Source organism: Janthinobacterium sp. GW822-FHT07H10 (assembly GCF_058798675.1).
In genome coordinates this window covers 1-23075 of sequence record NZ_JBXAKS010000025.1, presented here as the reverse complement: position 1 = coordinate 23075, position 23075 = coordinate 1, and the positions used below count along the sequence as shown (strand labels likewise).

Here is a 23075-nt window from a genome sequence, read left to right as displayed (position 1 = left end):
CTGGCGCAGGGTGGCGTGGCGCGCGTGTGCAATCTGTACGGTCCGTCGGAAGACACGACGTATTCGTCGTGGGCCAGTTTCGATGCGCCATTGACGGGCGCCATGACGATCGGCAAGCCGATCAACAACACGCGCTTTTACCTGCTCGACAGCCACGGCCAGCCGGTGCCGCTGGGCGTGCCGGGCGAGATCCACATCGCCGGCGCGGGCGTGGCGCTGGGCTATCTGAAGCAGCCGGAACTGACGGCGCAGCGCTTCATCGCCGATCCCTTCCAGGGTGGGCGCATGTACAGGACGGGCGACCTGGGACGCTGGCTGCCTGACGGCAACATCGAATACCTGGGCCGCAACGACTTCCAGGTGAAGGTGCGCGGCTTCCGCATCGAACTGGGCGAGATCGAGGCGCGCCTGTGCCAGCTGGACGGCGTGAAGGAAGCCGTGGTGGTGACGCGCGGCGAAGGCGAGGCGCAGCGGCTGGTGGCGTACTGGATCGCCGCGGCCGATGCGGGCGAGATGGAGGCCGGTGCCCTGCGCGCGGCGCTGGCTGCCGTGCTGCCGGCCTACATGCTGCCGTCGGCCTTCGTGCGCCTCGACGCCTTCCCGCTCAGCCCGAACGGCAAGCTGGAACGCCGCGCGCTGCCCGAGGTGGCGCAGCAAGCCGATTCCGGTGCGGACGGCGCGCCGCTGGAGGGCATGGAGCAGGCCCTGGCCGCCATCTGGTCGGAGTTGCTGGGCATGGAGCATATCGGCCGCGACGCCAACTTCTTCGCGTTGGGCGGCCACTCGCTGCTGGTGATCAAGATGCAAGCGATGCTGGAGCAGCGCTTCGGCATCGTCATCGCCCTGCGCGACGTGTTCAGCCAGCCGACCCTGGCTGGCCTGGCGGCCATGCTGGGCGGCCAGGCGCAGGCCAATCCTTATCCGAACCTGGTGCCGATCCGCACGGCCGGCACGGCGCGTCCGCTGTTCCTCGTGCATCCGTATGAGGGCGAGGTGGGCTACGCGCTGGCCCTGGCGCCATACCTGGAACCGGGCATGCCCGTGTATGGCTTTGCCGCCAGCGGTTTCCAGGCAGGCGAAACGGCGCTGCGTTCGGTGCCGGAAATGGCGGCCTTGTACCTGCAGGGCTTGCGCCACGTGCAGCCGCACGGGCCGTACCGCCTGGCCGGCTGGTCGGCCGGCGGCACGATCGCCTGGGAGATGGCGGCCCAGCTGGCCGGCGCCGACGAGAGCGTCGAATTCCTCGGCCTGATCGACACGGTGCCCGATTACGGCACGCTGCAAAAACGCACGGTGGGCGACAAGCTGCTGCTGCGCGCGAAGGCGGAATTCGACGAGTGCGGCGCCTTGCTGAGCATGGTGCCGGCCGGCACGCCGGGGGCTGCGCTGGCCCGCCTGCGCCAGCTGGCCCGGGCGCAGGATCTCGATGCCATGCTGCTCGAGTGCCAGCAGATCGGCATGCTGCCGCCGGAGCTGGGCCAGGACGCCCTGCGCCGCTACTTCGATGTGCGCCGGGGCATGCTGCTGGCCCTGCACGCCTATCCGATGTGCCCGCTTTCCGCGCCGCTGTCCTTGTTTACGGCCAGCGTGGGCGGCGATCCGGAAAAGAATGCCCGCGACTGGGAACAGCTGGCGCTGGGCGGCATGCACGCCTATCCGCTGACGGGCGACCATTACGCGATCGTCCAGGGCCAGGCCATCGGCAAGCTGGGCACGGCCATGAACAAGGCCCTGCGCAGCGCCGCCAGGCTGCAGCGCGACGCCACGCCGGAAGTGCGCTATGCGCCGCGCTTCACCATCCAGCGCGGCGAGGAGGGCCAGGCGCCGCTGTTCTGCGTGCCGGGCGCGGGCGCCAGCGTGACGGTCTTCCATGCGCTGGCGCAGTCGCTCGATGCGCGCCTGCCCGTGCATGGCTTGCAGCCGCGCGGCCTGTGCGGCCGCCTGGCGCCGCACATCGACTTCGAGAGCGCGGCGCGCGCGTATATCCGGGCGATGCGCGAAGTGGCGCCGCGCGGGCCGTACCGCCTGCTCGGCCATTCCTACGGCGGCTGGGTGGCGCTGGAAATGGCGCGCCAGCTTGAGGCGGCAGGCGAGCGCGTGGCCAGCCTGGTGGTGCTCGACAGCCGGGTGCCTTCCGCATCTGGCCAGGCGCGCCGCCATTACCCGCGCATCGAGGCGCTGCTGCGCCTGGTAACGCTGTTTGAAATGACCCTGGGCAAATCGCTGCGCCTGGCCGAGGCGGATTTTGCGCCGCTGGCCAGCGAGCAGCAGATCGCCTTGCTGCTCGAACGCGTCGTCAAGGCCAGGCTGATGCCGGCGCGTACCAGCCTGCAGGCGATGCGCGGCATCGTGCGCGTCTTCGAGGCCAACCTGAACACGGACTACCAGCCCGCCGCGCCATATCTGGGCAGGGCGCACCTGGTCCTGGCCGCCAACGCGGGACGCGACATCGACGACGCGCAGATGCTGGCGCGCTGGCGCGGGCAGGTGCCGCAACTGGGCTACCGGCAGGCGGCGGGCAACCACATGACCCTGCTGTCCGCGCCGCACGTGCAGGAGCTGGGCGCGTGGCTCAACGATGTCATGCGGGAGGGCGATGTGTGATCCATGGCGCACCTGATGCAAGGCCGGCCGAAGGCGACCCCTTCCCGGCATCCGATAAATGTTGTGCAGATACTAAAGGTCTTCCATGTTTAAACGTTACACGAAACTGACGCAAGGCTCGCCGCTCCTGACGCGCCTGGTCGTCGTGGTGCTGCTGCCGCTGCTGGTGGCCGGCGGCCTGCTGCTGGCCAAGTTCCGCCACAGTCTGCCCACCGATGGCGCGCTGCAGCTGACGCAGGGCGTGACGGCGCCCGTGTCGATCCGCCGCGACGCCCACGGCGTGCCGCATATCGAGGCGCGCGCCGACAACGACGCCTACTATGCGATCGGCTATGTGCATGCCCAGGACCGCCTGTGGCAGCTGGAAATCCAGCGCCGCATCGCCCAGGGCCGCCTGAGCGAAGTGTTCGGCCGCTCCAGCGTGCAGCGCGACATCTGGTTCCGCACCCTGGGCCTGTACGACGCGGCCCGCTCGGCCTGGCCGGCGCTGAGCAAGGAGGCGCAGGCATCGCTGACCGCATATACGGCGGGCGTGAACGCGGGCCGCGCCTCGCTCGAGACGCTGCCGCCCGAGTTCCGCATGCTCAGCGTCCAGCCCGAGCCGTGGACCGTCTACGATTCGCTGGCGTGGATCAAGATGTTCGCGCTCAATCTCGGCGGCAACTTCAACCGCGAGATGGGCCGCTACCTGGCGGGCCAGAGCCTCGACGCCGAGCACATGGCGGTGCTGTTTCCGGATAACAGCATCGACAGCACCCTGCTGGCCGGCGGCGAGAACGGCAAGGCCGGCAAGACCGGCGGCACGGCCGCCAGCGGCCAGCTGGCCAGCATGCTGGCGTTCCAGCACAAGGAACTGACGCAGGGCCTGGGCCTGGGCGGCAGGGGCGTGGGCAGCAATGCCTGGGTGGTGTCGGGCAAGCACAGCGCCGGCGGCGCCGCGCTGCTGGCCAACGATCCCCACCTGAACCTGCAGATCCCGTCGCTCTGGTACGTCGTCAGCGCCAAGGGCAAGACCCTGGACGTGGGCGGCATGAGCCTGGTCGGCCTGCCGGCCGTGATCTTCGGCCACAACAAGGACATCGCCTGGGGCGGCACCAACATGATGGCCGATGCCCAGGACCTGTATTTCGAGCGCAGCGATCCCGCCAACCCGGGCCGCTACGCCGTCAACGGCGACTGGCAGGCCTACACCACGCGCAGCGTCTCGGTGTCGGTGCGCTCGGAGTTTCCCGACTTCCTGCATCCGAAATACGAGCCGGTGACGGTGCAGGTGCGCGCCAGCCGCCACGGTCCCATCGTCTCGGACATGTTCAAGGTGTTCGACCAGCCGGTGGCGCTGCGCTGGACGGCCCTCGACGCGGGCGACACCAGCTACGAAGCCTTCTTCCGCCTGAACCACGCGACCGACTGGGGCGCCTTCAAGCAGGCCATGCAGCTGCACGTGGCGCCGGCCATGAACATGGTGTACGCGGACCGCCAGGGCAATATCGGCTACCTGGGCGCGGGCAGGGTGCCGCTGCGCGGCAAGGGCAACGGCAGCGTGCCGTCGCCGGGCTGGAACGACGACTACGCCTGGAGCGGCTTCATCCCCGCCGACAAGCTGCCGCAGATATACAACCCGCCATCGGGCTTTATCGTCAGCGCCAACAACAGCATCGTCGGCGAAGGCTACCCGTACTTCATTTCGCAGGACTGGGCCTCGCCGGCGCGGGCGCGCCGCATCGAGCAGCTGCTGCGGCAGAAACTGGCCGCCAACAAGCCGCTGACGATGGCGGACATGCAGCAGATGCAGGGCGACACGCTGGACCTGGAAGCGCAGGAAATCCTGCCCGAGCTGCTCAAGCTGGCGCCCGCCAACGACGCGCAGCGCCAGGCCATGACGTGGCTGCGCCAATGGAATGGCGACATGCAGGCGGACAGCCAGGCCGCGGCCATCTTCCATGTCTGGATGCGCCACCTGCGCGAACAGCTGTTCTCGGCGCAGTTCAAGGGCTACTGGAACAAGGCCGAACAGGGCGGCGTGATCCGCGGCCTGAGCGAGGAAATCCGCGTCGACACCCTGCGCCGCATCCTGGCGCAGCAGCAGGGCGGCTGGTGCGCGCCGGCGGCGACGGCCGGCGTGAAGGCGTGCCAGGACGTGCTGCGCACGTCGTTGCAGGCGGCCATCGATGAAATCTATGAACTCAAGGGCGACCATTCAATGGATTCCTGGCACTGGGGCAAGCTGCAGACGGCGCTGTACGGCCACACGCCATTCAGCCAGACCAAGCCGCTCGACGGCTTCTTCGAACGGCGCGTCGGCAGCGGCGGCTCGGAAAACACCATCAACGTGGCCGCTTCCTCGTTCGAGACCAAGAAGGGCTACAAGCAGCACCTGGGCGCGGGCTTCCGCCAGGTGATCCGCCTGCAGCCGGACGGCGTGCTGAACATGTACATGAATTCCACCGGCCAGTCCGGCAATCTGCTGAGCCGGCACTACGACGACATGGTCGAGCCGTTTGCCAAGGTTCAATTCGTTCCACTCAATCCCGCAGTCCAATCCGGAGAGGCAAAATGAGCCTGTTTTCCATGTTGTCCAAAAAAGCCCCGAACCGCGTATTCGGTTCGATGCTCCTCGGCGTGCTGTCCGGCGCCACCTACGCGCTGCTGATCCCGCTGATGATCAATGCGCTGCGTCCGGCCGACGCCCGCTTCACCACCGTCGACAGCGGCCCCGTGACGGTGGCCTGGCTGGAGGTGGCCAACGCGCCGGTGGCGGCCCTGTTTGCCGCCATCTGCCTGTTCATCGTGGTGGCGCGTACCTTTTCGCAGGTGACGCTGTCGCGCGTGTCGATGAAGCTGGCTTCCGACCTGCGCGTCAACATGTACGAGCGCATCGCCCGCGCCCCGCTGCCGTCGCTCGAGCATATCGGCGTGCCCAAGCTGATCGCCGCCATGACATCGGACTTGCCGACGGTGGTGTCGGGCACCCAGCTGCTGCCCGACCTGCTTGTGGCCTGCGTCACCGTGGCCGGCATGCTGGGCTTCCTGCTGTACCTGGACGTGACCATCTTCTGGTTCGTCTTCGGCGCCATCATCTTCGGCGTGATCACCTACCAGCTGCCGATGCTGCTGGGCCAGCGCTACTTCATCGAGGGCGGCAAGAGCTCCGATTCGCTGCAGGAAGCGATCCAGGGCCTGGTGCGCGGCGTCAAGGAGCTCAAGCTCAATGACGACAAGCGCCGCGCCTTCTTCGACACCATGCTGCTGCGCTACGAGCGCGACCTGTTCGGCGCCCAGCAAGGCGCCAACACGGTGGTGCGCGTCTCGGCCAACTATGGCGAGATGCTGAGCTTTTTCATCATCGGCGCCGTCACCTTCATCCTCGTCAACTACCACGCCATCAACACGGAGGAACTGCTGGGCGCGATCATGGTGCTGCTGTACATCACGGGCCCGGTGGCCGGCATCCTGCGCCTGCTGCCCGAAATTTCCCGCTCGAAGATCGCGCTGCAGCGCGTCACGTCGCTGCTCGAGCGCCTCTCCGACGAAGACATCGCCGAGACGGCGGCGACGCCGGTGCAGTGGGACGTGATCCGCTTCGAACAGGTGTGCTACCAGCACCAGCTGGCCGACGATGCGAGCGGCTTTCGCGTCGGCCCGATCGACCTCGAATTCGCCAAGGGCGAAATCACCATGGTCGTCGGCGGCAACGGCTCCGGCAAGTCGACCCTGTGCAAGCTGCTGACGCTGCACTACCAGCCGGTGGCGGGCACGATCTACTTCGGCGACACGGCCATCGACCGCGACACGATCGGCATCTGCCGCCAGAGCGTCTCGGCCATCTATTCGGATTACTACCTGTTCGACCGCCTGCTGGGCGTGGAAGTGGACGCGGCGCAGGTGCAGCACTTCCTGGTAGCCCTGCGCCTCGATGAAAAGGTCACGTACAAGGATGGCAAGTTCTCCACGCTGGCGCTGTCGGATGGCCAGCGCCGCCGCATGGCGCTGCTGGCCGCCTTCATCGAGGACAAGGAACTGTACCTGTTCGACGAATGGGCGGCCGACCAGGACCCCATCTTCAAGGAAGTGTTCTACCACGAAGTGCTGCCGTCGCTGAAGGCGCGCGGCAAGGCCGTGGTGGCGATTACCCATGACGACCGCTATTTCGACATCGCCGACAAGGTGATCGTCATGGCGGACGGCGAAGTCACGCGGATCGAGCTGCCGCATGCGCGGGAACGCGAGAGTGTCAACAGCTCCATGTTCATGCGCCGCGCCTGAGGCCGGCACATCATTTTTCTCACTTTTTGGAGGCGATATGGTTAACGAAGACGTAGTGCGCAAGATGTTCATGGCCATCGATGGCTGCCGTTTCGAGGCGCTCAAGGAGCTGATGCATGAGGATGCCGTGTACGAGCGGCCCGGCTACTCGGCCTTTTCCGGCATCGATGAAATCCTCGACTTTTACCGGAATGCGCGCGTGATCCGCGACGGCAACCACGCCATCGTCGATTTCGTCTGCGGCGGCGACAGCGCCATGGCTTGCGGCCATTTCCTCGGGCGCAAGAAGGACGATACGGAAGTCGATATCCACTACGCGGAAATCTACCGCTTCAAGGACGACAAGATCGCCTACCGCCGCAGCTATTTCTACACCCCGGCGGTGTGAGCGCGACGGCATTGACAAGGACATGCATATGAATGAAGCGAACACTGCAAGAGTATCGGCGCTGCCGCAGGCCAGCAGCGGCGCCGGCATGGACCGCGTGGTGGCGCGCGATCCGCGCAAGCGCTGGATCAGGATGGGCGCGTGCGCGGCGGCCGTGGCGGGGCTGGCCGGCGCCGTCTGGCTGGCCATGCCGCGCGGCTATGCCGTCGAGGCGGGCGAGCTCGATATCGGCACCGTGGCCCAGGGCGTGTTCCAGGATGCGCTGGCCGTGCGCAGCACGGTCGTGCCGCTGTCGTCCGTGTATCTCGATGCGACCGAGGGCGGGCGCGTGGAAGAGGTGCTGGTGCGCGACGGCGCCACGGTGAAGCAGGGCGAACTGCTGTTCCGCCTGTCGAACCCGCAGCGCGACCAGGAAGCGCTGGCGCGTTCGGCCGACGTGGCGCAGCAACTGGCCAACCTGTCGACCATGCGCGCCGCCCTGGCCGCGACCAAGGCCGGCTACCAGCGCGACCTGTCCGGCTATGAATACAACGTGACGCGCGCGGCCAAGGAATATGCGCGCCAGGCCGACCTGGCGGCCAAGGGCTTCATTTCGGCGGCCACGCTGGAAGAGGCGGCCGACAAGCTGGAGCAGCAGCGGCGTTTGCTGGCGCAGACGCGCGCCGACGCGGGGGCCGAATACCGCATCCGCGAACAGTCGATCACGGAGTTTGACGCCGCCATCTCGGGCTTGAACAACGGCTTGCGCCTGGTGCGCGCCAGCGCCGAACAGCTGGCCGTGCGCGCCCCCGTCGACGGCCGCCTGACCAGCTTCCAGCTGCAGGTGGGCGAATCCGTGAAGACGACGGACCGCATCGGCCGCATCGACAGTTCCGACCGCTACAAGCTGTCGGCCTCGGTCGACGAGTTTTATTTGAACCGCATCACCACGGGCCTGAAGGGCAAGGTCGAGCAGGGGGGGCAGGTGTATGCGCTGACGGTGTCGCAGCTCAATCCGCAGATCAAGGATGGCCGCTTCACGATGTTCCTGCATTTCGACGGTGCCGCGCCATCGGGCCTGCAGCCGGGCAAGAGCCTCGACACCCACGTCACCCTGGGCCAGTCGGCGCGCGCGCTGCTGCTGCCGGACGGCGCCTTCTATGCCGACACGGGCGGCGCCTGGGTGTTCGTGCTCGACGCGGGCGGCGATTACGCGGCGCGGCGCAACGTCAAGCTGGGCCGCCGCGCGGCCGGCAAGGTGGAAGTCTTGGGAGGGCTGGCAGCAGGAGACAGGGTGATCGTTTCCGGCTACCGCCGTTTCGGTGAAGCAGAAGGGCTGCGCCTGACGCGCTGACCAGTGAATCGCCGGCGCCGTCGGGCCGGATCTTTTTTTAACTTGAAGGAAAACATAATGCTAAAACTACATAACGTCAGCAAGCTGCACCGCGTGGGAGACATCGAAACGGCGGCGCTCAACCAGATCAACCTGACGATCGAGGCGGGCGAATACGTGGCCATCACGGGCCCGTCCGGCTGCGGCAAGTCGACCCTGCTGTCCATCCTCGGCTTGCTCGACGCGCCCGACAGCGGCGAAATGCGCTTCCAGGGCGAGGACGTGGCCGGTTCCAGCGAACGCCAGCTGAACCAGCTGCGGCGCGGCCGCATCGGCTTCATCTTCCAGAACTTCAATCTGATCGATGAGCTGAGCGTGCAGGAAAACATCGCGCTGGCGCTGGAATACGGCGACCTGTCCGCGGCCGAGCGCAAGCAGCGCGTGGCGGCCGCCATGGACCGCCTGGGCGTGAGCCACCGCGCCGGCCACAAGCCGTCGCAGCTGTCGGGCGGGCAGCAGCAGCGCGTGGCCATCGCGCGCGCCATCGTCACCCGGCCAGCCCTGCTGCTGGCCGATGAACCGACCGGTAACCTCGACAGCAGCCATGGCGACGAGGTCATGCGCATCCTGCAGGAACTCAACGACGAGGGCACGACGCTGGTGATGGTGACCCACTCGCCCGCGCATGCGAAACAGGCGACGCGCGTGATCGACCTGCTCGACGGCCGCGTGGTCAACGACGGCGCCATGCTGCGGAGGGTCGGATGATCAAGTTCAGCGATTTCCGCACCGGCTGGCGCCAGCTGCTGGCCGACCCCGTGTATTCGGCCATCGTCATCCTGGGCCTGTCCATCGCCGTGGCCAGCAGCTATTTGATCCTGGGCCTGGTGGCCGACGCCATGTTCCCCGAGTCGAAGATGGCGCAGCCCTCGCGCGTGGTGGCGCTCGACTTCAAGCCGAACATCCCCGACCGCAAGATCGACTGGACCGGCGCCGCGCCGTTCGTGCTGCGCGACGCGCTGCATGCGGCCAAGGCGCCCGTGGCGGCGTCGGCGCGCGCCCTGAAGACCGATATCTCGGCCAGGGTGGGCGAGCAGGTGGCCAGGATCGACATGGTGTTCGCCGATGCCGAGGTGGCTCCCATGTTCGGCCTGGCCAGCGCCGCCGGCGACCTGCAGGCCAGCCTGACGCGTCCTGACAGCGTGGCGCTGACCTTCGAGGCGGCCGAACGCCTGTTCGGCCAGCGCGACGTGCTGGGCCGCCAGCTGGCCGTCAACGGCAAGACCGTCACCGTCGCGGCGCTGCTGCCGCGCCAGCCCGGCAACAGCCAGCTGCAGTTCGAGGCGCTGGCGCCGTTCAATTCCATCCTCAACGGCTTGCCGCCGGAAGACCGCGAAGGCTGGTATGCGCTGTCGGGCCGCGTCTACGCCACCCTTGCGCCGGGCGCCAGCGCGGCGCAGCTGGGCGAGATCGCGCAAAGCATTTTCGACCACTCGCCCGTGATCCGCGAAGTGCCGCCGGGCTGGATCGAGAATGGCCGCAAGGCCGCCTTCCTGCGCGCCGTGCCGATGGACCAGCTGGCCTTCAGCGGCGCCGGCAGCGGCGCCAAGCGCCTGCTGTACGGCGCCCTGGCCGCCGCCGCGCTGGCCATGCTGGCGCTGGCCAGCGTCAATTACGTCAACCTGACCACCGTGCGCACGCTGGCGCGCCAGCGCGAGATCGGCGTGCGCAAGTCGCTCGGCGCCAGTCCGGCGCGGCTGGCGGGGCAGCTGATCGGCGAATCGATGCTGGTGGCCCTGCTGGCCGGCGCGCTGGGCGTGCTGCTGGCCTGGCTGGTGGCGCCCGCGTTCGGCGAACTGCTCAACTACCGCTTCGACAACCGGCTGTTCACGCCAGCCATGCTGCTGTCGCTGCTGCTGGGCTGTGTCGCGCTGGGCGTGGTGACGGGCCTGTATCCGGCCCGCATCGCCCTGAAGATCAATTGCGCCGAATCGCTGTCGGGCCGTAGCCATAGCGAGAATGCGGGCGGACGCTGGGTGCGCCGCGCCATGACGGCGCTGCAGTTTGCCGCCGCCATCACGCTGTCGGCCGTCGCCGCGACGATCATGTGGCAAAGCCATTTCGTGCGCACGCTCGACCTGGGCTTCCGCAGCGCGGGCCTGCTGGCGGTGACCCTGCCGGCCACGGCCACGCCGCAGTCCGCCGCCGCGCTGCGCGACGTGCTGGCGCGTTCGCCCGGCATTGATGGGGCCGCCTGGAGCGACGAGGTGCCTGGCCGCAATCCCGCGGGCCAGAACGAGGCATTCACCACGGGCAGCAATCCGGCGCCCGTGCTGATCCGCATGAATGCGGTCGACGCGGCCTTCTTCGATGTCTACAAGATCGGTTTGCTGGCTGGCAAGATCACCTCGGGCGGCACCACCGTCGACGCCAATGCCGACAAGTCCGTCGTGCTGGACCGCACCGCCGCGAAGCTGCTCGGCTTTGCGCAGGCGGAACAGGCGCTGGGCGCCAACATCAAGTCGGCCGACGGCAAGTTCGCCCGCGTGGTGGCCGTGATCGACCGCGTGCGCCAGGAAACGGCGCATGCGGAAGCGGCGGCCCAGCTGTTCTACCTGAACGACGGCAACTTCGGCGCGGGCGCCGTGCTGACCCTGCACGCGAGCGACCTGCCGCAGGCGCGCAAGGCCGTGCAGGCGGCCTGGCAGCGCCTGTTCCCCGACGACGTGGTGACGATGGATACGGTCGATGCCTACCTTGCCGAGCACTACAAGCAAGACCGCATGGTGGGCGGCCTGATCGCCGCCGCCAGCGTCATGGCGCTGCTGCTGGCCAGCCTGGGCGTGTATTCGCTGGCCGCCTACACGGTGCGCATCAAGACGCGCGAAATCGTCATCCGCAAGCTGCACGGCGCGGGCGCCGGCGCCATCGCGGGCCTGCTGGTGCGCGAATTCGGCACCTTGCTGGTCCTGGGACTGGTGCTGGGCCTGCCGCTGGCGTGGCTGGCGGGCGCGCAATACCTGGCCGGCTATGTGGAACGGGCGCCCGTCGGCGGCTGGCCGCTGCTGGCGGCCGTGCTGGCGACGGCGCTGATGGCCACCCTGGCCGCCTTGCGCCATACGCTGGCGGCGCTGGGCCTGCGTCCCGTGCAGGCGCTGCGCGGCTGAGGAAATGCAATACGGGGCATGCACGCCGTGCATGCCCTCTAATGAACATTGATGAATAATAAATAACAGGAGAAACACATGTCCCGCAAAGTCTTTTTCAGAGCCGATATCGCATTTGAACCACGCGTCAATTCCTGGTACGCCTGGCCGTTCCTGATCTATCCGCCGACCCTGGGGATGATCACCAACAGCAACCACCTGAAATTGCTCGAGTCCTATGTCAAGTCGCCGCAGGTGCACATCAATGCGGCCCGCGATCCTGCCCTGATCGGCGGACCGTTCATCAATTACCAGGGCGACGTCGCCAATGTGGAGCAGTTCGCCGCGCAGACGCGCACCTCGCTGGCCGAGCTGAGTTCGCTGGCGAACAAGGTATTCGAATTCCATGAACGTTTGAATGTGCTTGACGGTAATTCAGTCGAACCCCTGTACGACGAGCTGCCGGCCGAACTGCGGGGCATTACCGAGCTGACCTACGACATCCGCAGCCGGCCGTCGCTGCGGCTGATCGAGGCGCTGGTGTATGAAAAGTACAGCACCGACCGTTTCCAGAGCCTGCGCCTGATCAAGTCGGACATGGACAACCGTCCGTTCGCGCTGTCGACCCCGTGCTTCCAGGGCGATGACGGCATCGTCCTCAACGTGCCGTTCGCCAGCAGCGACGTCGACGTGCTGATGTCGGCCAAGTACCAGGGCGTGGAATTCGATACGCTGCTGGCACTGGTCGAAAAACTCAGCAACGGCGCCTGCAGCGCCGCGCAGCTCGAGCAGCTCGTCACGGATACGCCCGTGGTGGCCAACAGCGGCAACGAGTATGCGGGCGACGGCTTGCGCGTGCGCTATTTCGCGCATGCGTCGGCGCTGATCCAGAGCCGCAACGTGTCCATCATGGTCGACCCCTTCATCGCCTCGGCCGATGCGAACGGGATTCCCTCGTTCAGCGACCTGGACTTGCCGGCACGCATAGATTACGTGCTGCTCACGCACAACCATTCGGACCATGTGCTGTTTGAAACGCTGCTGCAGATCCGCAGCCGCATCGGCGCCATCGTCGTGCCCAAGACGAGCGGCAACGGCATCACGGACCCGTCGCTGAAGATGATCCTCAACCATTGCGGCTTCCCCAACGTCATCGAGCTGGGCGAACTGGAGTCGATCGACCTGCCCGAAGGCGCCATCACGGGCCTGCCTTTCCTGGGCGAGCACGGCGACATGAATATCATCGGCAAGCTCGGCTACGCCATCCGCGACAACGGCGCCTCGACCATGTTCCTTGCCGATTCGAACAATCTCGATACCGAGATGTACCGCCTGATCGCCAGGAAGCTGGGCAAGATCGACACGATCTTCATCGGCATGGAATGCCGCGGCGCGCCGATGTCCTGGCTGTACGGCAGCTTCCTGACCAAGTCGCTGACGCGCAGCCAGGACCAGTCGCGCCGCCTGAACGGTTCCGACTGCGAGCGCGCCTATGAACTGGTGAGCTGCTTCACGCCCCATTCCGTCTTCGTGTATGCGATGGGGGCCGAGCCGGCGCTGCGCTTCATTTCCTCGATTTCGTATGACGATGAATCGGAACCCATCATCGAAAGCAACTTGCTGGTGGAAAAGCTGCGCAACGAGGACATTTATTCGGCGCGCCTGTTCGGCAAGCGGGAAATTCTCATCTCCCATGGCCGCATCAAGCTCGTTGGCGATGCCGTTCCGGAGCCGTTCTGACCCTGTCACCGACGAAGCGAGGCAATATGATGATGGCAACTTCCTGGCTGGTGCGGTCGCCTTGCGCGGCGCCGCGGTTGCGGCTGTTCTGCTTTTCCTATGCCGGCGGCAGCGCCAGCGCGTATGCCCAGTGGCAGCAGCAGCTGGGGCCGCATGTGGAGGTGTGCGCCGTGCAGCTGCCGGGGCGCGGCGCGCGCATGGGCGAAACACCGCTGACCTCGCTGGCGCAGGTGGCGTCGGCCGTGGCCGACGTGATCGCGCGCCAGGGGGCGCTGCCGTATGCCTGCTTCGGTCACAGCCTGGGGGCCTTGCTGGCGTTCGAGGTGGCGCGCTGCAGCCACCGCCTGCGCCTGCCCCTGCCGCTGCACCTGTTCGTCTCCGGTTCCGATGCGCCGGCGGCGCGCAGCGGGCTGCGCCAGCTGCATTTGCTGCCGGATGCCCAGCTGATCGATGCGCTGCGCCAGTACAACGGCACGCCGGCCGAGCTGCTCGAGCACCGCGAGCTGATGGCGCTGGTGCTGCCGGCGATCCGCGCCGACTTCGGCCTGGTCGAAACGTATGCCTACCAGCCGTGGCTGCGCCTGCCGGTGCCGCTGACCGTGCTGGCGGGCCGCGACGACGAGCATGTGGCCGGCGCCCGGCTGGCGGAATGGGGCCGCGAGACGGCCAGGGACAGCCGCATCGCCTGGTTTGACGGCGGCCATTTTTTTGTCAATGAACAGCGTGCGGCCGTGCTGGAATGCGTGGCGTCGACGCTGCGGCAATTGCCGGTTTTTACCCTTGAACGTGGCACCGAAAGGATGGCATCGTGATTTCACACGCACAGGATGTTCGCGTCAGGCGCTGGAGCATGGCCGTGCACGGCCATGGCGCCTTGTCCGTTTTTCTCACCCGGGTCGAGCAGGGCTTGTTCGATGCGGCGTGGTTCGCCAGCGAGGCGCTCGACTGTCCGCCGCAGATCGCCGCCAGCGTGCCGCGGCGGCAGGCGGAATTCTTCCACGGCCGCCTGTGCGCCCGCGCCGCCCTGCTGCAGCACGGCCTGAGCTGCGGCGACGTGCCGATCGGGCGCTCGCGCGAACCGCTCTGGCCGCCGGGCATCATCGGCAGCATCACGCATAACCAGGTGCTGGCGGCGGCGACGGTGCTGCCGCTGGGCCCCTACCGGGGCGCCGGCATCGATATCGAAAGCGTCATGACGGCCGAGTCGTGGCGGGGCATGATCGATATCGTGCTGTCGGACGCGGAAATCGTCCGCATGCGGGCGATGGCGCATGCGGCGCCGTTCAGCGTGCTGATGGCGCTGGTATTTTCTGCCAAGGAAAGTTTTTACAAGGCGATGTTCAGCACGGTCAAGCGCTTCCTGGACTTCAATACCATCGTGCTGACCGATATCGACACGCGGCAGCGCACCCTGTCGTTCCGCATCGCCGATCCCCTGTGCGCGCAGCTGCAGGGGAGCGAGCACTGCCAGATTGCCTATGCGATCATCGATGAAAGGACCGTCTGCACGGCGTTCATCTGGTGACGCATGGCGGCTGGCATCAGCGGCAGGCAAAAAAATGGCGCAGCCTTCGCAGGCTGCGCCATGTTCAGATCAGGCCGGAAAGATTCAGCCTGCCACGAGGATTTCCTTTTCCGGCAGGGCGATCTGGTTGTCGACGCTGAACTGGTAATCCTTGAAGACGTGTTCGGCCGTCAGGATCTGGTATTCGCCATTGTCGAGCTTATGCGTGGTGTCCTTCAGGCGGTAGGTGTAATGGCCGCAGGTCCAGCAGTTGAAGTTGCGCATGTGCGTGCACAGACAGGTCTTGTCCATCACGACGACGGTTTTTTGCTCCGGATGGGCAGCCACTTCGCGGTTGTACGAGTTGATGTAGGCACAGTTGCCCGTCGCATCGAGCAGGTAGCCATACGATTCGCAGCCCGGGCGGATGCCGGCGCCGATGGCGGGCGTGTTTTTCAGCATGCGCATCGGGTAGCCGGTCGGCGAGACGCCGTTGACGATGATGTCTTCTTCCGAGGCCTTGTAGTATTCCTGCTTGACCTTGTGCGGCAGGCCGCATTCCTTCGTGACCGTGAAGCGCGTCGCCACCTGTACGCCGGCCGCGCCCGCTTCCAGGAAGGAAACGGCATCGCTGCCCGTGAAGATGCCGCCGGCGGCGATCAGCGGGATGTCCAGCTGTTCGGCCTTCAGGTAGGCCAGCAGTTCCGCCGTGATCGTGTGCAGGTCGTAATTGGCCCAGTCCATGCCGAAGCCCAGGTGGCCGCCGGCCAATGGTCCCTCGACGATGATGAAGTCGGGCAGGCGGTCCAGCTTGGCGTTCTTGCGCAGGAAAATCTGCAGGGCGCGCACGGACGAGACGATGATGCCGAGCTTGGCATCGCGGAAACGTGGATGGTCGGCCATCAGGGCGAACGAACCGAAGTGCAGGCCGGCCGACAGGGTGATGCCGTCGATGCCGGCGTCGAGCGCCGCATTCAGGCGCACGCGCAAGGTTTCGCGCGGGCCATTCATGGTCAGCTTTTCCATGCAATTGACGAAGATCAAGCCATCGCCTTTTTTCGCTTCCATGGTACGGCCGATATGCAGGCGCTGCGCTTCCGCCAGGCGGCCCAGGTCGAACTGCACCACGGCCTTGTCGCTGTTATTGATGTTGAACTTGTACAGTTTCGTCTTGTCTTTGACGAAGGTGGTGTCGAAGCGGCGATCCGACACGTCTTCCACCATGGCATCGGAGATATGGCCGATACCGTTCAGCCGGGCTGCTTCCAGCGCCAGCTCCGACGTGGAAATATCCACACCCATTCCGCCTATCATGATGGGCACATACTCTTTTTTGCCAAATCGCAGGCGGAAATCATCAACACGTTTCATTGCTATCCTTAGACTACCGTGGTTATCACTGAGCCAGATGTACGGTCATGCCCGCCGCCGTGTCGGCGTGCGGGCGCGCGCATGTAGCTGTGCACAGCCCCAATTCTACCCCAAGCGGGGTGGCTCACCGAGGCATTGCGCCGTTCTTTCGCTTGCCGCCCATGGGCGGCAAACGCAGGCCGGGCCGCGTTTAATCGCGGAAATTGTTAAATTCCAGCGGCATGTCGGGCACGTCCTTGCGCAGCATGGCCATGGCCGCCTGCAGGTCGTCGCGTTTGGCGCCCGTGACGCGCACGGCTTCGCCCTGGATGCTCGCCTGCACCTTCATCTTGCTGTCCTTGATGACGCGCACGATTTTCTTCGCATCGTCCGACTCGATGCCATTCTTGATCTTGATGATCTGCTTGACCTTGTCGCCGCCGATCTTCTTGATGTCACCTTCGTCGAGGAAGCGCACATCGACCTTGCGTTTGGTCAATTTGTTCGTCAGCACGTCGCGCACCTGGCTGAGCTGGAACTCGGAATCCGCGAACGCGGTCAATTCGTTTTCCTTGTGCTCGACGCGGGCATCGCTGCCCTTGAAGTCGAAACGGGTCGTGATTTCCTTGTTGGATTGCTCGACAGCATTCTTGACTTCGATCATATCGGCTTCGGAGACTACATCAAATGACGGCATGGTCTGTTCCTTTCGTATTAGAGCGAACGCGCTCGTAGCGCGCCGGGCGCGCGCATTCTTTGCAAAATGGCACAGCCCCGTTAAAGATGCGACATTTTAACGGACAACGGACGGCCTGCCCTTGTCTTGCGCTGGTTTTTTGTCGGTTTCACTCTATAATCGAGCAAAATAATCGCTATTCCATGTCTGCCGAGCTCACCATCGAACACAATTACCCCCTCCAGCGCCTGAATACCTTCGGCATCACGGCCAATGCGGCCGCCTACGTGCGCATCACTTCCCAGGCCCAGCTGCAAGCGGCGCTGCAGGATCCCGCCTTGTCCGCCATGCCGCGCCTGATACTGGGCGGCGGCAGCAATATCGTCCTGACGGGCGACTTTCCCGGCGCCGTATTGCACATGGCCACGCGCGGCATGCGCCTGGCGCAGGCTGACTTCGACACCATCCTCGTCACGGCCGCGGCCGGCGAAAACTGGCACGATTTCGTGCAATGGACCCTGGCCCAGGGCGTGGGCGGGCTGGAAAACCTGTCGCTGATCCCCGGCACGGTGGGCGCGGCCCCTATCCAGAATATCGGCGCGTATGGCGTCGAAATCAAGGATTATCTGCATAGCGTGAGCGTCATGCACAGCGCCAGCGGCATCGTCTTCGACATGGACCGCGACGCCTGCCGCTTCGCCTACCGCGACAGCATCTTCAAGCAGGAAGACGGGCGCGAGCTGATCGTGCTGGAAGTGACGTTTGCCTTGCCGGCCCGGTGGCAGCCGAATTTGCGCTATGCGGAGCTGGCGCAGGCGCTGGCCGAGCGCGGCATCGCCGAACCGACGCCGCAGCAGGTGGCCGAGACGGTGATGGCGATCCGCCGGCGCAAGCTGCCCGATCCGGCCGTGATCGGCAATGCGGGCAGTTTCTTCAAGAATCCGGTGGTGTCACGCGAGCAATGTCTTGCTTTACTGGAACGTTTTCCTGCCCTCGTGCACCATGCGCAGCCCGATGGCACGGAAAAGCTGGCGGCCGGATGGCTGATCGACCAGTGCGGCTGGAAGGGGAGGAACCTGGGGCCCGCGGGAGTGTATCCCAAGCAGGCGCTGGTCCTCGTGAATAATGGCGGCGCTCGTGGCGCGGACATTACCCGGCTGGCGGCAGCGATACAGGATGATGTAGAGGCGAAATATGGCGTGCGCCTGTCGCCCGAGCCTGTGTTTGTGTGATGTGCATCAAATCCATGCTTGAAAAATGTTGAGGGCAGTCAGCCATCGATGTTTTTCTGCGTGGATCAGCCGAAATGGCAGACGTAATCCACGGTCTCCGTGGTTTCAATATCAAAATAGCTATTGCCCGGCACCTTGAATGCCGTGCCGGCGCCATAGCTGTTCCATTCCGACGCGTCGGCCAGGCGCACCTTGCACAGGCCGCTGACGATTTCCATCGTTTCCGGCGCGCCCGTGTTGAAGCGCAGCGAAGACGCGAAAATCACGCCCACGCTTTTTTTCGTGCCGTCGGCCAGGATGACGTTGTGCGACACGCACTTGCCATCAAAGTAAATATTCGACTTCTTGACGACGCTGACATTGTCCAGTTGTGTGCTCATGCTTCACTTTCCTTGCGGTTGAAAAAAATCAGTCATTGACGTCATCGGCGCCCAGCACGCTGTTGCGTCCGCCGCGCTTGGCCGCGTACAGGGCTTGGTCGGCGCGGTTGATCAGCTGCTCGATGGTCGAGTTGGGCGAGGGCACCACGGTGGCCACGCCGATCGAGATGGTGACGATGCCGGTGTCTGCCGCCGGGTTCTCGATCTGCAAGCCTTCCAGGTGGCGCCGGCACGCTTCGGCGATCAGCAGGGCGCCGGCCGCTTCCGTTTCCGGCAGGATCAGGGCGAACTCTTCGCCACCGTAGCGGGCCGCCAGGTCGGCCGGGCGTTTCAGATGTTCCGTCAGCACGGCGGCGACCTTTTTCAGGCACAGGTCGCCCGGCAGGTGGCCGAAATGGTCGTTATAGCTCTTGAAATGGTCGATATCGCAGAACAGCAGGCTGAGCGGTGCTTTGTCGCGCTGGCCCCGCTGCCATTCGAATTGCAGGGTTTCATCGAAGCGGCGGCGGTTGGCGATGCCCGTCAAGCCATCGAGCGCAGCCAGTTTTTGCAGTTCGATATTGGCGTCGGCCAGGTTTTTCTGGCTTTCTCGCAGGAAACGAAAAGCCTGGTCGCGCTGCAGGCGGCTGATGTGCGCCGCCGAGTGATAGCGTATGCGCGCCAGCAATTCCAGGCGGTCCGGCAGTTTCACCACGTAATCATTGGCGCCGACGGCAAAGCTGTGCGCCTTCAGTTTCGGATCATCCTTGGCCGACAGCACGATGACGGGCACGTGCGCCAGCGCCTCGTGCTCGCGGTACAGCTTGATCAAGGCGAAGCCGTCAATGCCTGGCAGCACCAGGTCCTGCAGGATGACGGTGGGTTGCAGGCGCAGTGCCGTCTCCAGGGCCTGGGTGGCATCGGTGACATAGTGAAACTCGATATCCTGCTGGTCGCTCAGCATGCGCCGGATTGCCTCAGCAATGATCAACTGGTCGTCCACCAGCAGAACGCTGACCTTGAATTCGGTCAGGGCAGGTTCGTGCTGGATGAAACTGGAGGAAAATTCTGGCATTGCATTCTTTTCAGATGTTAGGGGAGGGCTCCCACCCATTGTTGAGTTTGGCGCCCAGGCGGCTGCGCAGGCTGGCGCCGATTTTGTCCAGAGGCAAAATTTGTTGCGCTGCATCGAGTTCGGCCGCCGCGCGCGGCATGCCGTACACGGCACTGCTGGCCTGGTCTTGCGCGATGGTCGTCTTGCCGGCGCGGCGCATGGCCAACAAGCCGTCGCCGCCGTCGCGTCCCATGCCTGTGAGCAATACGCCGATGGCGTCGCCGCGCCAGTGCTGTGCCACGCAATTGAAGAATACATCGACGGAGGGGCGGTAAACATACTCGCGCGGTGCTGCATCGTACCCCAAACGATAATTTTGATCTAGCAGCAGGTGGTCATTGGTCTTGGCGATCAGCACCGTGCCGGACACCAGCTCGTCGCCCTCGGCGATCACGCGCACCGGCATGCTGAGCTGGTCGTCCAGCCATTTGGCGAAATGCGAGGCGAAGGTTTCATCGATATGCTGGACCACCACGATGGCGCAGCCGGGCGGCGCCGTCCAGCCGGACAGCACCCTGGCCACGGCCGACGGGCCGCCCGTCGAGGCGCCGATGGCCACCAGCGTGCTGACCTGGCCGTCGCCGCGTTCGCCGCCATTGGCCGGCGCCTGGCGCGGCGGCGGCGTCTCGGCGCTGTGGCGTATCAGCTTGCCGATGGTCTTGATCTTGGCCAGCAGTTCGCTGTCGCCGCCGGCCTTGCCTTGCAGCATGGGCGTGGCGGTGACGTCGAGCGCCCCCGCGCCCAGGGCGCGAAAAACCTGGTTGACATTGTCTTGCGGCCGGCCTGTGACGACGAGGATGGCGCACGGGCTTTGCTCCATGATCAGGCGCGTCGCCTCGACGCCGTCCATCTCCGGCATGTTCAGGTCCATCAGGATCAGGTCGGGGCGGTTGCCCTCGCACATGCGCACCGCTTCGAGGCCCGTGCGGGCGATCCACAGCACCTGGTGTTCCTGCGTGCTGGCCACCACGCGGCGCAAGGCCTCGGCGGCCATGGCGACATCGTTGGCAATGGCAATTTTCATGAAGTACAACTCATAAGCGGGCATCTCCTATCAGGTCGGCCACGGCGTCGAGCAAGGTCTCGTCGTGGAAGCTGCCTTTGGTCAGATAATAGTCGGCCCCGGCGGACAGGCCGCGTGCGCGGTCTTCCGGGCGGTCCTTGTACGAGACGATCATCACCGGCAGCTTGTGCAGGTGCAGATCCTTCTTGATCAGCGAGACCAGTTCGATGCCGTCCATGCGCGGCATGTCGACGTCGGTGATCACCAGGTCGTATTCGCCGCTGCGCACGACGTTCCAGCCGTCGATGCCGTCGATGGCCACGTCGACGTCGAAGCCGCGCGCCAGCAGCAGCTTGCGCTCCATCTCGCGCACGGTCAGCGAATCGTCGACCACCAGGATGCGCTTGGCGCGGCGCCGCTCGGCGTGCCCCGTCTGCGCCAGCTGGTGCAGGCCGCCCTCGTGCAGCAGCTTGTCGATCGACAGCAGCAGGTCGGGCACGTCGAGGATCAGCACCGGCTCGCCATCGTCGAGCAGGGCGGCGGCGGAAATGTCGCGCATCTTGCCGAAAATCGGGTCGATCGCCTGCACCGCCAGGCTTTGCTCGCCGCGGATGGCGTCGACCACCAGCGCGTAGCTTTGCTTGCCGCGCCCGATCACCACCACCGGCAGGTCGTCGGCGCTGCTGGCCGTCTCGCCCAGCTCGAGCACCTGCGCCGCCGAGACCAGGCCCAGGTGCTCGCCCTTGAGTTCAAAGAACTGCTTGTTTTCCAGCGTGTGGATGGCAGCCTGCGGCACGCGCACCACGCTTTCCACCTTGACGATGGGGATGGCGTAGGCTTCGCCCTGGATGTCGATCACCAGCGCGCGCACGATCGATTGCGTTAGCGGCAGGGTGATGAGGGCGCGGAAGCCGCGTCCCGGCTCCGACTCCAGGCGCACCGTGCCGTTTTGCTGGCGTATCGTCTCGTGCACGATATCGAGGCCCACGCCGCGTCCGGACAATTGATTCGCCGTGGCTTTCAGGCTGAAGGCGGGCAGGAACAGGAATTCCAGCAGCTCGCCCGGCGACAGCGCGGCGGCCATGGCGGGGCTGGCCATCTTGCGCTCGATGACGGACTGGCGGATCTTCTCCAGGTCGACGCCGCGCCCGTCGTCGCTGATCTCGATGCTCAGCATGCCGGCGCGGTGGCGCGCCTCCATGCGTATCGTGCCCAGCGCCTCCTTGCCTGCATCGATGCGCTCGTACGGACCTTCCATGCCATGGTCGATGGCGTTGCGCAGCATGTGGTTCAGCGGGCTTTCGATCTTCGCCAGGATGTCGCGGTCGACCAGCGTGTCCTCGCCCTCGATCTCGAGCTGCACTTCCTTGCCCAGGCTGCGCGCCAGGTCGCGCACCATGCGCGGAAACGCGTGGATGCCGTCGCGGAAAGGGCGCATGCGCAGGGCCAGCACTTCGTCGACCATGCCTTGCGAGACGGCCAGCAGGCGCCGCTCATAGGTTTCGATGTCGGCGATGTGCTCGAGCATGAACTGCTTCATGGGCTGCGTCTTTTGCAGCGCCAGCAGCGATTTTTCCATCAGGCCCGCGTCGCCCGAACGGGCAATGGCTTCGTGCAGGTGCTCGATGGCGGAAAACAGGCTGCTCTGGTTGCGCTTGAAGCGCTGCAGGGCGCCGATGAACGGGTGCATCTGGTGCGCGTTGATGCGCGATTCGCTGGCCAGCGACAGCAGCTTGTCGAAATTCTGCGCCGGCGCCTTGGCCGGCGTCGTGCCGCCGCGCGGCGCCGGGGCGGCCGCAGTCGCTTCCTCGTCCGCCAGGCCGCTCGACAGCGGCGCTTGCAGCTCGGCGATGTCGGGCTGTGCTGGCGCTGGTGCAGGCGCCGGTGCGGGGGCCGCCTCCGGTGCCGACGGCAGGGCCGGCAATTCCGGCAGCTCGGCGATGCCGGCGATGGCGTTCAGGGTCTGGTTGATCTGTGCCGCGTTGGCGGCGAGCCACGCCTCGGCGCCCGCGTCGTCCAGGCGCGACAGCTGCACAATCAGGTCGACGCCCGACAGCAGCACGTCGACCCGTTCCGGCGTGAGTTTTAATCGCCCATGCTGGGCGGCAACAAAGCTGTCTTCCATGCCGTGCGCCAGCTGCACCACCACCTGCAGGCCGACGATGGCGGCGGCGCCCTTGATCGAATGGGCTGCGCGCATCATCGCCTCGACGGCGGCGGCGTCGCCCGCATGGCGCTCCATGGCCAGCAGGCCATCGGTGAGAATCTGGGTCTGGCTGTCCGCTTCCATGCGGAACAGGTCCAGCATGGAAAAGGCACTCAGGTCGCCGTGCTGGTCCTGGCTCATCGTAATAGTCTCGCAAGTTGAAAGCCGATCAGCGCCG

The 23075-nt window shown here is 65.6% G+C and carries 17 protein-coding genes; 11 read left to right on the top strand and 6 right to left on the bottom strand.

The window, feature by feature from the left end:
* The 10 genes from AC1RDJ_RS27935 to AC1RDJ_RS27890 form a co-directional block, all read left to right on the top strand.
* A partial coding sequence (locus AC1RDJ_RS27935; RefSeq protein WP_493029381.1) for an alpha/beta fold hydrolase occupies positions 1-2604 on the top strand: 2604 nt, incomplete at its 5' end.
* A gap of 85 nt (positions 2605-2689) precedes the next feature.
* On the top strand, positions 2690-5161 hold the full coding sequence (locus tag AC1RDJ_RS27930; RefSeq protein WP_493029380.1) for a penicillin acylase family protein: 2472 nt from the start codon (positions 2690-2692) through the stop codon (positions 5159-5161).
* Positions 5158-6867, top strand: coding sequence for a cyclic peptide export ABC transporter (locus tag AC1RDJ_RS27925; RefSeq protein WP_071324770.1), 1710 nt, complete (start codon positions 5158-5160; stop codon positions 6865-6867). Before AC1RDJ_RS27930 ends, AC1RDJ_RS27925 begins: the two co-directional genes overlap by 4 nt.
* Positions 6868-6904: 37 nt before the next feature.
* Positions 6905-7255 (top strand): nuclear transport factor 2 family protein, encoded by a 351-nt coding sequence (locus AC1RDJ_RS27920; RefSeq protein WP_071324769.1) that lies wholly within the window; start codon positions 6905-6907, stop codon positions 7253-7255.
* Between the two features lie 28 nt (positions 7256-7283).
* The gene (locus AC1RDJ_RS27915; RefSeq protein WP_493029378.1) at positions 7284-8588 is read left to right on the top strand and encodes an efflux RND transporter periplasmic adaptor subunit; all 1305 of its coding nucleotides are present in this window, start codon (positions 7284-7286) and stop codon (positions 8586-8588) included.
* A 57-nt stretch (positions 8589-8645) separates the two neighbouring features.
* On the top strand, positions 8646-9335 hold the full coding sequence (locus AC1RDJ_RS27910; protein ID WP_071324768.1) for an ABC transporter ATP-binding protein: 690 nt from the start codon (positions 8646-8648) through the stop codon (positions 9333-9335).
* The gene (locus tag AC1RDJ_RS27905) at positions 9332-11734 is read left to right on the top strand and encodes an FtsX-like permease family protein (RefSeq protein WP_493029377.1); all 2403 of its coding nucleotides are present in this window, start codon (positions 9332-9334) and stop codon (positions 11732-11734) included. The genes AC1RDJ_RS27910 and AC1RDJ_RS27905 overlap by 4 nt, the downstream gene beginning before the upstream one ends.
* Before the next feature lie 78 nt (positions 11735-11812).
* On the top strand, positions 11813-13453 hold the full coding sequence (locus tag AC1RDJ_RS27900) for an MBL fold metallo-hydrolase (protein ID WP_071324766.1): 1641 nt from the start codon (positions 11813-11815) through the stop codon (positions 13451-13453).
* Between the two features lie 29 nt (positions 13454-13482).
* The gene (locus tag AC1RDJ_RS27895; protein ID WP_493029376.1) at positions 13483-14265 is read left to right on the top strand and encodes a thioesterase II family protein; all 783 of its coding nucleotides are present in this window, start codon (positions 13483-13485) and stop codon (positions 14263-14265) included.
* The gene (locus tag AC1RDJ_RS27890; protein WP_156894913.1) at positions 14262-14978 is read left to right on the top strand and encodes a 4'-phosphopantetheinyl transferase family protein; all 717 of its coding nucleotides are present in this window, start codon (positions 14262-14264) and stop codon (positions 14976-14978) included. The genes AC1RDJ_RS27895 and AC1RDJ_RS27890 overlap by 4 nt, the downstream gene beginning before the upstream one ends.
* Before the next feature lie 84 nt (positions 14979-15062).
* Here AC1RDJ_RS27890 and AC1RDJ_RS27885 read toward each other — a convergent pair whose 3' ends face one another.
* Complete coding sequence (locus tag AC1RDJ_RS27885; protein ID WP_071324763.1) at positions 15063-16328, bottom strand: nitronate monooxygenase; 1266 nt, start codon at positions 16326-16328, stop codon at positions 15063-15065.
* Between the two features lie 190 nt (positions 16329-16518).
* Positions 16519-17004: a YajQ family cyclic di-GMP-binding protein gene (locus AC1RDJ_RS27880; protein ID WP_034759416.1), complete on the bottom strand. Its 486-nt coding sequence runs from the start codon at positions 17002-17004 to the stop codon at positions 16519-16521.
* A 182-nt stretch (positions 17005-17186) separates the two neighbouring features.
* On the opposite strand from AC1RDJ_RS27880, the gene murB reads away from it, so the two are divergent.
* The gene (murB, locus tag AC1RDJ_RS27875; RefSeq protein ID WP_493029375.1) at positions 17187-18215 is read left to right on the top strand and encodes a UDP-N-acetylmuramate dehydrogenase; all 1029 of its coding nucleotides are present in this window, start codon (positions 17187-17189) and stop codon (positions 18213-18215) included.
* 65 nt (positions 18216-18280) lie between these two features.
* Here murB and ppnP read toward each other — a convergent pair whose 3' ends face one another.
* From ppnP to AC1RDJ_RS27855, 4 genes are read right to left on the bottom strand one after another with little or no spacing between them, the layout of a single operon-like run.
* The gene (gene ppnP / locus AC1RDJ_RS27870) at positions 18281-18595 is read right to left on the bottom strand and encodes a pyrimidine/purine nucleoside phosphorylase (protein WP_071324761.1); all 315 of its coding nucleotides are present in this window, start codon (positions 18593-18595) and stop codon (positions 18281-18283) included.
* Positions 18596-18623: 28 nt separating this feature from the next.
* The gene (locus AC1RDJ_RS27865) at positions 18624-19649 is read right to left on the bottom strand and encodes a GGDEF domain-containing response regulator (protein ID WP_071324760.1); all 1026 of its coding nucleotides are present in this window, start codon (positions 19647-19649) and stop codon (positions 18624-18626) included.
* A 10-nt stretch (positions 19650-19659) separates the two neighbouring features.
* Positions 19660-20712, bottom strand: coding sequence for a chemotaxis-specific protein-glutamate methyltransferase CheB (gene cheB / locus AC1RDJ_RS27860; RefSeq protein WP_071326625.1), 1053 nt, complete (start codon positions 20710-20712; stop codon positions 19660-19662).
* Positions 20713-20722: 10 nt separating this feature from the next.
* The gene (locus tag AC1RDJ_RS27855) at positions 20723-23038 is read right to left on the bottom strand and encodes a hybrid sensor histidine kinase/response regulator (RefSeq protein ID WP_493029374.1); all 2316 of its coding nucleotides are present in this window, start codon (positions 23036-23038) and stop codon (positions 20723-20725) included.
* Positions 23039-23075 lie beyond the last annotated feature (37 nt).